Genomic DNA, 13,744 nt, shown 5'->3' with positions numbered 1-13,744 from the left:
GTAGAATACGCAATGAGCACCACCGACAACGGCCAGCCTGAAGCCCGAGAACTCAAGAAAGGCAGCCTGGCCGCCTTCAAGGGCCTGCTGCCCTTCCTCAAGCCTTACCGCAACCGCTTCGTCATTGCCGGCATTGCGCTGGTGGTCGCTGCCGGCTCCACGCTGGCGATCCCCTACGCCTTCAAGCAGATGATCGACCTGGGCTTCGGCGCCAATGCCGGCGTGCGCAGCGCAACCCACGTTAACGAAGTGTTCCTGGCCCTGTTCGCAGTCGCTACGGTCTTGGCGCTGGCGACGGCGGCGCGCTTCTACAGCGTGTCCTGGCTCGGCGAACGCGTCACCGCCGACATCCGCAACGCCGTGTATTCCCACGTGGTTCAGCAAAGCCCCGAATTCTTCGAAACCACCAAGACCGGCGAAGTATTGTCGCGCCTGACCACCGACACCACCCTGATCCAGAGCGTTGTCGGCACCAGCATTTCGATGGCCTTGCGTAATGTGCTGCTCTTCCTCGGCGGCCTGGTGATGCTGTTTATTACCAGCCCCAAGCTGTCCTCCATCATCATCGGCCTGCTGGTGCTGACCGTGCTGCCGATCGTGATGTTTGGCCGCCGCGTGCGCAAGCTGTCGCGCGACTCCCAGGACCGCGTGGCCGATGCTTCGGCCATGGCCGGCGAAATCCTGAATGCCATGCCGACCGTGCAAGCCTTTACCCATGAAGGGCTGGAAGCGAAGCGCTTTGGCGGCTCCGTCGAAGGTGCGTTCAGCACCGCCATGCGCCGCATCCAGGCTCGTGCTTTCCTGACCATGCTGGCGATCGTGCTGGTATTCGGCACCATCGTTTTCGTGCTGTGGCTGGGCGCCCATGCGGTGCTGGAGGGGACCATGACGGGCGGCGACCTGGGCCAGTTCATCCTGTACGCCTCCATCGTCGCAGGCGCGATCGGCGCGCTGTCAGAGGTCATGGGAGAAGCCCAGCGCGCGGCCGGGGCGACCGAGCGCCTGCTCGAATTGCTGGCCGTGCGCTCCGACATCCAGAACCCGGCGCAAGCACAAGCCCTGCCGCCGCGCGCCGCCAATGGCGCGGCCCTGAGCTTGTCCGAGGTATCGTTCAGCTATCCTTCGCGCCCCGACACGCTGGCGCTGGACCACGTGACGCTCGATATCAAGCCGGGCGAAACCGTTGCCGTGGTTGGCCCCTCCGGCGCCGGCAAGACCACCCTGTTCCAGATGCTGCTGCGATTCTACGATCCGCAATCGGGCGCGATCCGCCTGGACGGCACCGACATCCGCCTGCTGGACCTGCATACCCTGCGCGGCGCCATCGGCATCGTTCCACAGGATACGGTGATTTTCTCGGCCGACGCGATGGAAAACATCCGCTATGGCCGTGCCGATGCAACCGACCAGGAAGTGATCCAGGCCGCACGCCTGGCTGCCGCCCACGAATTTATCGAACGCCTGCCTAACGGCTACAAGTCCTTCCTGGGCGAGCGCGGCGTGCGCCTGTCCGGCGGCCAACGCCAGCGCATTGCAATTGCCCGCGCCCTGCTGAAAAACCCGCCGCTGCTGCTGCTCGACGAAGCCACCAGCGCCCTGGATGCCGAATCCGAACGCCTGGTGCAGGGCGCCCTCGAGGCAGCCATGGTGGGCCGCACCACGATCATCATTGCGCACCGCCTGGCCACCGTGCAGCGCGCCGACCGCATCATCGTCATGGAAGACGGCAAGATCGTCGAAACCGGCACCCACCAGTCGCTGGTGGCGCTGGGCGGCATCTACGCCAACCTGGCGGCGCTGCAGTTCCACCATGTCCACGTGACCCATTGAGGCGCGACGTGAGCGACGCCGAACTGCGCCAGGGTTGCCACACCATCCTGCCAGGCCATCGCCAGCCTTCGCCGGCGCAGGTCTTTGGCGCCATGTCCGCCTGGTGCGAAGCCAACGGCATCGCCCATGACGTGTATGGCGAGGGTGAACTGATCCAGTCTTTCGAGCAGAAAGTCGCCGAGCTGCTGGGCTTCGAGGCCGCGGCCTTCTGCATCACCGGCACCATGACCCAGGTCACGGCACTGCGCCTGGCCTGCATGGAGCGCGGCAGCCGCCTGGTGGGCCTGCACCCGACAGCGCACATCTTCAAGCATGAACGCAGCAACCACCAGCTGCTGGACCACTTCCAGGCCATCCAGCTGGGCGACCTGCACCGCCCCTTCACGCTCGCAGATTTGCAGGCCGTGCCCGACCGGCTGGCAGCCGTGGCGCTCGAACTGCCGGCGCGTGAACTGGGCGGCCAGTCGCCGCGCTGGGACGAGCTGGCGGCGATCAAGTCCCACTGCCGCGAACATGGCATCCACTTGCACATGGATGGTGCGCGCCTGTGGGAGGCTGCTGCCGGCTACGGCCGAGCGCCGGCCGAGGTGGCGGCGGGCTTCGATAGCGTCTACGTTTCGCTTTACAAGGGCATCGGCGGCCTGGGCGGCGCCATGCTGCTGGGCAGCCGTGACTTCATCGCCCGTGCGCAGGAATGGTTCCGCCGCCAGGGCGGCAACGTGATCCACCGCACGCCCTACGTGGTCAGCGCTGCCATGGAGTTCGATGCACGGCTGGCGGCCATGCCCGAATATTTCCGCCGTACGCAATGGCTGTACGACACCTTGCGCGACTACCCCCGGCTGCGCGCCAATCCTGCGCGGCCGCATGCGAACATGTTGCATATCCATGTGCCGGTCGAGCGCGACCGCCTGCTGCAGATCCGCAACGAGATCGCTGCGCAGCATGGCGTGTGGCTGCTCAACCGCGCAACCCACGCGCAACTGTCCGGCGCCAGCTATACCGAATGGTATGTCGGCGATAACCTGCTTGCACTATCGGACGAACAAGTCCGCCACGCCCTCACTTTATGGAGCGACGCGCTATGAGTTTTGCTTCGCTGGACCTGATTGACGGGCTCCTTCGCACACTCGATTCGATCGGCTACAAGACGCCGACGCCAATTCAGAAACAAGCCATTCCAGCAGTCCTGGCAGGCCGCGACCTGCTGGCCGCAGCGCAAACCGGTACCGGCAAGACCGCCGCTTTCGCGCTGCCCCTGCTGCAGCGCCTGGCCATGGAAGGCGGCCAGGCCGCCCCCAACCATGTGCGCTGCCTGGTACTGGTTCCGACGCGCGAACTGGCCGACCAGGTGTACCAGAGCTTCCATACCTACGGCTTCAACTTGCCGCTGCGTTCCGCTGTCGCCTATGGCGGCGTGCCGATGGAGCCGCAGCTGGCAAAACTGCGCAAGGGACTGGATGTGCTGGTGGCCACGCCCGGCCGCCTGCTCGACCTCCATCGCAAAGGTGCGTTGGAGTTCGGCCAGTTGACCGCCCTGGTGCTGGACGAAGCCGACCGCATGCTGGACCTGGGCTTTGCAGCCGACCTGGATTTGCTGTTTGCCGCACTCCCGGTCGAGCGCCAGACCCTGCTGTTCTCGGCCACCATGCCGGAATCAATCCGGGCGATGGCCAGGCAGTTGCTGCGCGACCCGCTCACCGTCCAGGCCAGCGCTCCTAACACGGCAGCGCGCACCGTGCGCCAGCTGGTGTTCACCACCGACAAGCGCAGCAAGCCGGAGCTGTTCGTGCACCTGCTGCGCAAGGAGGGCTGGGGCCAGGTCCTGGTCTTCGTCAAGACACGCAAGGGTGTCGAGCAGTTGCTTGGCCTGTTGCAGGGCCAAGGCATCCCGGCCGATTCAATCCATGGCGACAAGCCGCAGCCGGCACGCATCAAGGCGCTGAAGCGCTTCAAGGCCAACGATGTGCAGATCCTGGTGGCGACCGACGTTGCAGCCCGGGGCCTGGATATCGAAGCCCTGCCGCTGGTGGTCAATTTCGACCTGCCGACCGTGGCCGAGGATTATGTCCACCGCATCGGCCGCACCGGCCGTGCCGGCGCCGAGGGTGAGGCAGTGTCGCTCGTTTGCGCCGACGAAGTCGAACTGCTGCGTGCAATCGAAAAGCTGACAGGCGCGGTCTTGCCGCGTCAGGAAGAAGCGGGCTTCGAGGCGGACCATCGCGTGCCTTCGACCGGCACGCCGAGCGCGCCCGCATCACGGACCGCCGGCGCCAGGCCTGCCCGCGGCGCAACCAGGCCGGCCAAAGGGACGGCAACCGGCCCCACGCAGCGAGCGGCCGCCAAGCAGCAGCCAGCCCGCGATGACACCCCTCGTCCGGCAGGCGGTTTCGGCGGGCTGAAAGAAGAACTGCCGCCAAAGGAAAAAGAACGCTCGCGCGGACCAATCTATGGCGCACGCGCCGGAAGCCCCGGCGCCGGCAGGGGCGCTAACGGAAACCGCGGCGACGCTGGCGCCGTGGGCCCGAGTGGCGGCGGCAAAGTCGTGGTGACCGCCACGCGCGGCGCCAAGTCGGCAGCACGCGCCGCCGGCCGCGCAGCTTCCAAGCCCGGCGGCCGCGGCAACAAACGATAAACGGAGAATCGCATGAAGCAGTACAAGGAATTGATCAGCACCGTGCTGGAACAAGGAAGCTGGCAGGACAACCGCACCGGCATCCGCACCCTCAGCGTGCCGGGCGCGATGATGCGCTTTGACATGAACGACGGCTTCCCTGCCGTGACGACCAAGAAGCTGGCCTTCAAATCGGTGGTTGGCGAGCTGTGCGCCTTCCTGCGCGCCTCGCGCAGCGCCGCCGACTTCCGTGCCCTGGGCTGCAAGGTGTGGGACCAGAACGCCAATGAAAACGCCCAATGGCTGGCCAACCCGCACCGTACCGGCACTGACGACCTGGGCCCGGTGTACGGCGTGCAGTGGCGCCAGTGGCCGGGCTACAAAGTGCTGGACGCCACCGCCGCCGCGCAGATTGCGGACGCAGAACGCAACGGCTTCCGCCAGGTCGCCCCGCTGGACGAAGACGGCGTGCAGAAAGTGTTGATGTACAAGGCCATCGACCAGTTGCGCGAATGCCTGGACACCATCGTCAACAACCCCTCCAGCCGCCGCATCCTGTTCCACGGCTGGAACCCGGCCGTGCTGGACCAGGTGGCGCTGCCGGCCTGCCACCTGCTGTACCAGTTCATCCCGAACGCCACGACGCGCGAGATCTCCCTGTGCCTGTACGTGCGCAGCAACGATATCGGCCTGGGCACGCCCTTCAATATCGCAGAAGGCGCCGCCCTGCTGCACCTGGTGGCCCGCCTGACCGGCTACCAGCCGCGCTGGTTCAGCTACTTTATCGGCGATGCGCACATTTACGAGAACCACATGGACATGGTGCAGGAGCAGTTGAAGCGCGAGCCGCTGCCGCTGCCGCGACTGCACATCAATAGCCGCGTACCCGCTTTCGCCGAGACCGGCAAGTACGAACCGGAGTGGCTGGAGAAGATCGAGCCTTCCGACTTCACGCTGGAAGGCTACCAGCACCACGCGCCGCTGACGGCGCCGATGGCCGTTTAAGCCGGTTCGTCCTGGGGCACGATGCTGCCCCACCAGCGGTTGGCAACGGCTTCGCCGTCCCTCTCCAGCAAGAACTGGTAGCCGCGTTGTGCGGCTTCCTCCAGCAGGCGCGGCTCATTCAGCGCGGCCTCGCGCAGGTGGTCGACGCCACGGCGGTCGCCTTCGGCCACCAGCACGCGTCCATACATCAGCGAGGCGCGCGGATACGGGCCGCCGCCGCGCTTCATCAATTCGACCAGCGCCGGCTTGGCGGACGCGGTGTCTTCGAAGTCCAGCTTCAACGACGCCAGCTCCAGCAAATCCTGCACCGAAAGTTTCGACAGCGGCGATGCCGACAGCTCGCCGATGCGGACACGGGAATTCTGCACCTGGCGGAAGCGGTGAACCCAGCCGCGCGAATTGACGTCCCACCAATCCTGGTCCAGCTCCGCTTCCAGTTTCTTGCCGACGCCGGAGGCCAGCATCACGTCCGCAGCGCAGGTATCGACCGGCGGCGGCAGGACCGGCGCCATCTCGATGGCATCGAGCCGCTCGCGCAGGCAGGGATGGGTGTCGTCAAGATCCGAACGCGTGGCCCAGGCGGCATCCAGCGCCTTCCTGGTGGCCCATTCGTCGTAGTTGGCCTTGATCGCCAGGCGCATGGAGGAGAACGGCATGAACGGCGGACGCTCCAGCCGATCCGCGTTCTCGTACATGCTGGGCCAGAAGTCGCGGGCAATCCAGTCGCCGAGCAGGCGGGCGCGTACCAGCATCTGGGAAGTCGCCGTGTGGCCTGCCATGTCGACGGCGATCTGGTCGGCCTCGTATTCGTCCTGGCGCGACAGGACGAAGGTATAGGCGCTGTAATAAGGGAAGAAGCGCTTCAGGGCGCGCACGATCGCCGCGCTCACGACATTGTCGTCCGCACTGCTCTCCAGGTGCTGGTACATGGCGACGAACAGGCGGCGCTGGCGATAGATCCTGGTGGACCCTTTGGCGTGGTCGCCGCACAGGTGGCCGTATTCGTGGGCCAGCACGGCCAGCATTTCCTTCGGCGTAGAGCCGAGCAGGAACGGCAGGCCAACCAGCAGGTAGTTGCGGTAGCCCCCGAAAATGCCGAATCGGGCATGCTGCACGATCGCCGCATTGTATTCGTCTGTAATCAGCACGTGCTCGATACGCGGGCCTTTCAGCTTGCCGTACAGCTTTTCGAGGATATCGAACAGCTTGGGCGCTTCATCGCGCACCAGTTCACGCCCGGTCGGCGGGTCCAGCCGCATGAGCATCACGCGCAGGATGACAAAGATCAGGGAAAGGAGGAACAGGCCGGCCAGGCCAGCCTTGATCATCGCAAAGGCACGGTGCGACTCGATTGCCCATTGCACCAGCATGGCGAATAACGCAAGCAGCCCGGCCAGCAACCCGAACAGGGTTGCATAGGCGGCCAGGCTGATGGCAAATACCTTGCGGCGGAAGGCTTCCGGGCTGGAATTTGAATCCAGCTCCAGCCGTCGGACTAAGTGCTCAAACGCTTTGTATTCCAATCATGCTCCTTCATTAAAACTCTTCCCAGTCTCCTACCTCGCTATTGGCAACCTTGCGCGATGCGGCTCCCTTGCCGTCGCGCTGCACCGGCTTGGCCTTGGCTAGCAATGCAGGCTTGGTGCGTACTGCCTGGATCACGGCGCGGGCCTGCACGGCGGCAGGATGCTCGCGGCGCTCGCTGTCGATCTGGAACACGCTGACAACTTTCGACAGGCTGTTGGCCTGGTCTTGCAGGGCCGTCGACGCCGAAGCTGCCTCTTCCACCAGCGCCACGTTCTGCTGGGTGATTGTATCCATCTCGGTGATGGCCTGGTGGATTTGTTCCAGGCCGGCAGTTTGTTCCTGCGTAGCACTGGTAATTTCCCCCATGATATCAGTCACGCGCTGAATGCTCGACACGATTTCCTTCATTGTGTGCCCGGCCTGGTTGACCAGCTTGGCGCCACTTTCCACTTTGCCAACAGAATCGTCGATCAACTGCTTGATTTCCTTGGCGGCGGCGGCCGAACGCTGCGCCAGGTTGCGCACCTCGCTGGCAACCACCGCGAAGCCGCGGCCCTGCTCGCCGGCCCGGGCAGCTTCCACGGCCGCATTCAGGGCCAGGATATTGGTCTGGAATGCGATACCGTCGATGACCGCGATGATGTCCACGATCTTGTTGGACGACTCGTTGATCGAGCCCATGGTCGCCACCACCTGTTCAACCACTTCCCCGCCCTTGGTCGCCACCGATGATGCCGAAACGGCAAGCTGGTTGGCCTGGCGCGCATTGTCGGCGTTCTGGCGCACGGTGCTGGTCAGTTCTTCCATCGAGGAGGCGGTTTCCTCCAGCGAGGCGGCCTGTTCGCCGGTGCGGTCGGACAAGTCCATATTGCCGGCCGCGATCTGCGCCGACGCGCTGGAGATCGTGTCGCTGCCGCCGCGTACTTCGGCCACGATGGCGGCCAGGTTGTCGCGCATCTTGTCCAGGGCGCGCAGCAATTCGCCGAATTCATTGTCCGCATGCTTGGTGGCCTGGCCTTTCAGGTCGCCATCGGCGACGCGGTGCGCCACGTCCATGGCTTCCGCCAGCGGTTCGGAAATCGCCTTCAGCAGCACCAGGCCGGCGAACACGCTCAACGCCAGGCCGCCGGCCAGGACCACGGTGACGGTGGTGCTGTTGCGGCTCAGGCCGGCCGCGACCGCGGCGGCATCGGCCTCGATGCGCTTGTCGGCGTGCTCGGACAGCGCTTTCAGTGCGCCGTCGCCAAGGCGGTAGGACGGGTTGAGTTTCTTGATCAGCACCGTTTCCGCATCGTCCCAGCGCCCTTCCTTGACGGCGGCGGTGGCGGCGCGGACGTGCTCAACGCCCAGGCCGTCGCTCTTGGCGAACCAGTCTTCGGCCAGCTTGCGCTCCTCCGGCAACTTGATGCTGGCCAGGTAGCCTTCCCAGCGCTTGTTCACGCGCGCCGTGACTTCGTCGACGATGTTGAAGTGGTTGGTCAGCGGGTGGTCGTGCAGCTTGCTCCAGGCCAGTTCAGGATTGTGCTGCAAGGCCTGCAGGATCTGGCTGCGGCCCGTTTCCATGTCCAGGCGAATAGCGTTGCGCTCCGCGATGTTCTTCTGGTTGGAAACCGTCACGTCTTTCACCAGTCCGACCGAGCGCTCCGCGCTCAGGATTCCGAGGCCGCCAATAATCGCCAGCAGGCCAATCAGCAAACCCAGCACACCAACCAGCAGGGTCTTGATCTTGAAATTATTGAACATCGCTCACTCCTTTACCAAACATTTGAAAAACTGATGCAAACGACCACGCAACTCCGAGACTTCCTCGAACTCGATGTAGGTGATATCCACCAGGTCGTCGAGTTCGCGCAGCAGCGTGGTCTTGATCGGCGCGCCTTTCCACACCAGGAACAGGATAGGCGTTCGGCGGCCCCTGAATATGTGATAGCTCAACTCGAACGCACTGCTTTCGCTCATTCCGACGCGGATGTTGACCATGACGTCCGCCTGGTCCAGCAATGCAAGCCGGTGGCGGCGGAAATTCTGCGGCGTGAAAGGCAGGCCCTGCTTGCGCTCGAACGAGGAGCGGAAGGTTTCCGCGCTCTCGGCCTGCAAGCCGGTGAGGTAGTCGAAGACGTGCGGCAGGCCGTTGGCGCTGTCGATCATCTGCATGATTTCACCGATCATGCGCTGCTGGCGTTCGTCCGATTCCGTGAAGGGCTGGCGGATGAAGACTTTCAGCGGCTCCACGCCGACGCTGCGCTGGCGCGATTGCGCACGGCGCTCCGGCATTTGCCAGGCTGCCGCTGCCAGGTCCGCGGCGCCCGGCACGGGACGCGGCGCGGGCGGCGACACCTCGCGCCGTTCGCTGCCGCCCATGGCATGCAGCTCCTGCAGCGAACGCACGGCGGTGTTGCCGGCGTGCTTGCGCGCCTCCGCCGCTGCCTCGGCCGCTGCAATGGTGGTAAACATCACGGTGCCCGAGGCCAGCGCCGCAGTGCGCAGGCTGCGGGTGGCCGCAATGGCGATGCGCTTCTCGTCCACCGTGACCACGGCCATGGCGATCTCGCGCAGGGCCAGCAGGCCAAGCAGGGTTTCGTCCTCGATGGTGTTGACGGGCACCTCGCCTGCTTCCAGCACTGCGGCAGTCACTTCGCTGGCGCACAGCTGGTAGCCGGCATCGGCCAGCTCGCGGGCCAAGGCGACAGCGCGCGCCTGGTCGGCCTTGCGCACGCGCATATAGACATAGCCCGCCAGCGGGATGCGCACGCCGGCGCCCAGTTCAGCCTTCAAGAAAGCCTCGCCGAAGGTGGTTCCGGTCCCCATCACTTCGCCGGTGGATTTCATTTCCGGCCCAAGGATGGTGTCAACGCCCGGGAACTTCGCAAATGGCAATACAGACTCCTTGACGCTGTAATAAGGCGGAATCACTTCCGCGGTAACGCCCTGCTCGGCGAGCGAACGGCCGGCCATGCAGCGCGCTGCGACCTTGGCCAGCTGCACGCCGGTCGCCTTCGATACAAACGGTACGGTGCGCGAAGCGCGCGGATTCACTTCCAGCACGAAGATCCGGTCCAGCATGCGGCCGTCGGCTTTCTGGCGCTGCACCGCGAACTGCACGTTCATCAGGCCGACCACGTTCAGGCCGCGCGCCAGGCGCACGGTCTGGCGCTTGATCTCGGCCACGGTGGCCTCGGACAGCGAATAGGGAGGCAGGCTGCAGGCCGAATCGCCCGAGTGGATGCCGGCCTGTTCCACGTGTTCCATCACGCCGCCGATCACCACGTCGGCGCCGTCGCTGACGCAGTCCACGTCCACCTCGATGGCATCGTTCAGGAAGCGATCCAGCAGCACCGGCGAGTCGTGCGAGACCTTGACCGCCTCGCGCATGTAGCGCTCCAGGTCGGCCCGTTCGTGCACGATTTCCATGGCGCGGCCGCCCAGCACGTACGATGGGCGCACCACCAGCGGGTAGCCGATCTCCTCGGCCATGGCCACGGCTTGCTGCTCGTTGCGGGCGGTGCGGTTCGAAGGCTGGCGCAGGTCCAGCTCGAACAGCAGTTTCTGGAAGCGTTCGCGGTCCTCGGCGGCGTCGATCATGTCGGGCGAGGTGCCGATGATCGGCACGCCGTTCGCCTCCAGCGCCAGGGCCAGTTTGAGCGGGGTCTGGCCGCCGTACTGCACGATCACGCCTTCGGGCTTTTCGATGGCGACGATTTCCAGTACGTCCTCCAGCGTCAACGATTCGAAATACAGGCGGTCGGAGGTATCGTAATCAGTCGACACGGTTTCCGGGTTGCAGTTCACCATGATGGTCTCGTAGCCATCCTCGCGCATCGCCAGCGCGGCATGCACGCAGCAGTAATCGAATTCGATGCCCTGGCCGATCCGGTTCGGGCCCCCGCCCAGAACCATGATCTTGCGAGCGCCGGTCGGCTGTGCCTCGCATTCCTCGTCGTAGGTCGAATACATATAGGCGGTGCGGGTCGCGAACTCGCCGGCACAGGTGTCGACGCGCTTGTACACCGGACGGATGCCCTGGGCGTGGCGCTGCTTGCGCACCGCGTCTTCATGCACGCCCAGCAGGTGCGCCAGGCGGCGGTCGCTGAAGCCTTGCTGTTTCAGGCGGCGCAGCACGTCGCGGTCGAAACCGCCCAGCTGCTGGGAAGCCACCCATTCCTCGACTTCCACCAGGTCATGGATCTGGGCCAGGAACCACGGGTCGATATGGGAAAGGCGGTTCACCTCCGCCAGCGACATGCCTTGCGCGAATGCTTCGCCGACGTACCAGATGCGTTGCGGGCCCGGCAGGCGCAGTTCCTGTTCGATCACGTCGCGGCCGGTGGCGATGCGCTGCAGGCCGTCCACGCCGATATCCAGGCCGCGCAGCGCCTTCTGGAACGATTCCTGGAAAGTGCGCCCCATGGCCATCACTTCGCCCACGGACTTCATCTGCGTGGTCAGGCGGTCATTCGCGCCGGCGAATTTCTCGAAGGCGAAGCGCGGGATCTTGGTGACCACGTAGTCGATCGCAGGTTCGAACGAAGCCGGGGTGGCGCCGCCGGTGATATCGTTTTGCAGCTCGTCCAGCGTAAAGCCCACCGCCAGCTTGGCGGCCACGCGGGCGATCGGGAAGCCGGTGGCCTTGGAAGCGAGCGCCGAGGAGCGCGACACGCGCGGGTTCATCTCGATCACGATCATGCGCCCGTCTTGCGGGTTGACCGCGAACTGCACGTTCGATCCGCCGGTATCGACGCCGATCTCGCGCAGCACGTTCAGCGACGCGTCGCGCATGATCTGGTATTCCTTGTCGGTCAGGGTCTGCGCCGGGGCTACGGTGATCGAATCGCCGGTATGCACGCCCATCGGGTCCAGGTTCTCGATCGAGCAGACGATGATGCAGTTGTCCTTGCGGTCGCGCACCACTTCCATCTCGAATTCCTTCCAGCCGATCAGCGATTCTTCGATCAGCAATTCGGAAGTCGGCGACAGCTCCAGGCCGCGCAGGCAGATGGCGGTGAATTCATCGGCATTGCGGGCGATGCCGCCGCCGCTGCCGCCCATGGTGAAGGACGGACGGATAATCACCGGGAAGCCGAGGCGTTCCTGCGCCTGCCAGGCTTCGGCCATGGTGTGGGCGATGCCGGAACGGGCCGACTGCAGGCCGATGCGCTCCATGGCTGCCTTGAACTTGGCGCGGTCCTCCGCGCGGTCGATGGCTTCCGGCGTGGCGCCGATCAGCTCCACGTTGAAGCTTTCCAGGACGCCGTGGCGATGCAGGTCCAGCGCGCAATTCAGCGCGGTCTGGCCGCCCATGGTAGGCAGCACGGCTTGCGGGCGCTCTTTCTCGATGATGCGTGCCACGGTTTCCCAGGTGATCGGCTCGATATAGGTCACGTCGGCCATGCCCGGATCGGTCATGATGGTAGCCGGGTTGCTGTTGACCAGCACCACTTCATAGCCTTCTTCGCGCAGGGCCTTGCAAGCCTGAGCGCCGGAATAATCGAATTCGCATGCCTGGCCGATCACGATCGGGCCGGCGCCAATGATCAGGATGCGCTTGATGTCGGTACGCTTAGCCATGGCGTGCGCCCTCCATCATGCTCACGAAACGGTCGAACAGCGGCGCCAGGTCGTGCGGCCCGGGCGACGCCTCGGGGTGGCCCTGGAAGCAGAACGCCGGCTTGTCGGTGCGGCGGAAGCCTTGCAACGAACCGTCGAACAGGGAAATATGCGTGACTGCGCAGTTATTCGGCAGCGAATCGGGATCGACGGCAAAGCCGTGGTTCTGGGAAGTGATCATTACGCGACCGGTTTCGATATCCTGTACGGGGTGGTTGGCGCCGTGGTGGCCGAATTTCATTTTCATGGTGCGGGCGCCGGAAGCGAGCGCCATGATCTGGTGCCCAAGGCAGATGCCGAAGGTCGGCACGCCGCGCTCGATCAGTTCGCGCGCGGCTTCGATCGCGTAATCGCAGGGTTGCGGGTCGCCCGGCCCGTTCGACAGGAAGATGCCGTCCGGGTTCAGTGCCAGCGCGGCGGCGGCGCCGGCTTTCGCGGGCAGCACCGTGACGCGGCAGCCGCGCTGGGCCAGCATGCGCAGGATATTCGCCTTCACGCCGAAGTCGTAGGCGACCACGTGGCAGCGCGGCTGCATCTGGCGGCCGTGGCCCTGGCCCAGCATCCATTCGGTCTCGGTCCATTCATAAGGGGCGGCGGTGCTGACGGTTTGCGCCAGGTCCATGCCCGACAGGCCCGGAAATTCGCGCGCCAGGCGCAGCGCTTCCTCCGCCGCGCCGCCGGCGATGATGGCGCCGGACTGGGCGCCCTTCTCGCGCAGGATGCGGGTCAGCTTGCGGGTATCGATGCCTGCAATCGCCACCACGCCCTGCTCCGTCAACCAGCTCGACAGGTCCTGCTCGCTGCGGAAGTTCGAGGCCATGAAAGGCAGGTCCTTCACCACCAGGCCGGCCGCATGGATCAACGGCGCTTCGCCGTCTTCACGGTTGACGCCCGTGTTGCCGATATGCGGATAGGTCAGCGTGACAATCTGGCGGCTGTAGCTTGGGTCGCTCAGGATTTCCTGGTACCCGCTCATGGCGGTATTGAATACGACTTCGCCGGCTGTCGACGCGTTGGCACCGATCGAGATGCCTTCGAACAGGGTGCCATCAGCCAATGCGAGAATAGCGCGCCCGGCATTCCCATTGGGATGCTTGAGTGGGTGTTTCATCAGGGGTTCTCCTGGGGTCCATATCGTTATAAAACCAATAAACAGAATTACTC

At 64.9% G+C, this 13,744-nt stretch carries 8 protein-coding genes; 4 read left to right on the top strand and 4 right to left on the bottom strand.

Going from position 1 to position 13,744, the window contains the following annotated elements; translation table 11 throughout:
• Positions 1 to 12: 12 nt before the first annotated feature.
• The 4 genes from ACN9MU_RS16340 to ACN9MU_RS16325 are packed head-to-tail and all read left to right on the top strand — an operon-like array spanning position 13 to position 5,449.
• Positions 13 to 1,830 (top strand): ABC transporter transmembrane domain-containing protein, encoded by a 1,818-nt coding sequence (locus ACN9MU_RS16340; RefSeq protein ID WP_426317897.1) that lies wholly within the window; start codon positions 13 to 15, stop codon positions 1,828 to 1,830.
• Positions 1,831 to 1,838: 8 nt separating this feature from the next.
• Positions 1,839 to 2,918, top strand: a complete 1,080-nt coding sequence (locus tag ACN9MU_RS16335) for a threonine aldolase family protein (protein ID WP_426317896.1) — start codon at positions 1,839 to 1,841, stop codon at positions 2,916 to 2,918.
• Positions 2,915 to 4,465 carry a DEAD/DEAH box helicase gene (locus ACN9MU_RS16330; protein WP_426343067.1) on the top strand — a complete coding sequence of 517 codons (1,551 nt, stop codon included), beginning with the start codon at positions 2,915 to 2,917 and terminating at the stop codon, positions 4,463 to 4,465. The genes ACN9MU_RS16335 and ACN9MU_RS16330 overlap by 4 nt, the downstream gene beginning before the upstream one ends.
• Before the next feature lie 12 nt (positions 4,466 to 4,477).
• Entirely contained in the window at positions 4,478 to 5,449 is a 972-nt protein-coding gene (locus tag ACN9MU_RS16325; protein ID WP_426317894.1) for a thymidylate synthase, read from the top strand.
• Here ACN9MU_RS16325 and ACN9MU_RS16320 read toward each other — a convergent pair.
• The 4 genes from ACN9MU_RS16320 to carA are packed head-to-tail and all read right to left on the bottom strand — an operon-like array spanning position 5,446 to position 13,691.
• A complete protein-coding gene (locus ACN9MU_RS16320; protein WP_426161401.1) occupies positions 5,446 to 6,972 on the bottom strand; it encodes a M48 family metallopeptidase in 1,527 nt (508 codons plus the stop codon). The two genes, ACN9MU_RS16325 and ACN9MU_RS16320, sit on opposite strands and share 4 nt — an antisense overlap.
• A 13-nt stretch (positions 6,973 to 6,985) precedes the next feature.
• Positions 6,986 to 8,719: a methyl-accepting chemotaxis protein gene (locus tag ACN9MU_RS16315; RefSeq protein ID WP_426343066.1), complete on the bottom strand. Its 1,734-nt coding sequence runs from the start codon at positions 8,717 to 8,719 to the stop codon at positions 6,986 to 6,988.
• Between the two features lie 3 nt (positions 8,720 to 8,722).
• Positions 8,723 to 12,541 carry a carbamoyl-phosphate synthase large subunit gene (gene carB / locus ACN9MU_RS16310; protein ID WP_426343065.1) on the bottom strand — a complete coding sequence of 1,273 codons (3,819 nt, stop codon included), beginning with the start codon at positions 12,539 to 12,541 and terminating at the stop codon, positions 8,723 to 8,725.
• On the bottom strand, positions 12,534 to 13,691 hold the full coding sequence (gene carA, locus ACN9MU_RS16305) for a glutamine-hydrolyzing carbamoyl-phosphate synthase small subunit (RefSeq protein WP_426317890.1): 1,158 nt from the start codon (positions 13,689 to 13,691) through the stop codon (positions 12,534 to 12,536). The genes carB and carA overlap by 8 nt, the downstream gene beginning before the upstream one ends.
• Positions 13,692 to 13,744: the final 53 nt, after the last annotated feature.

The organism is Pseudoduganella sp. R-32 (genome assembly GCF_049913245.1).
Lineage (GTDB): Bacteria > Pseudomonadota > Gammaproteobacteria > Burkholderiales > Burkholderiaceae_D > Rugamonas.
The sequence above is the reverse complement of the archived record's forward strand: the minus strand, read 5'-3'. Positions and strand labels throughout refer to the sequence as shown.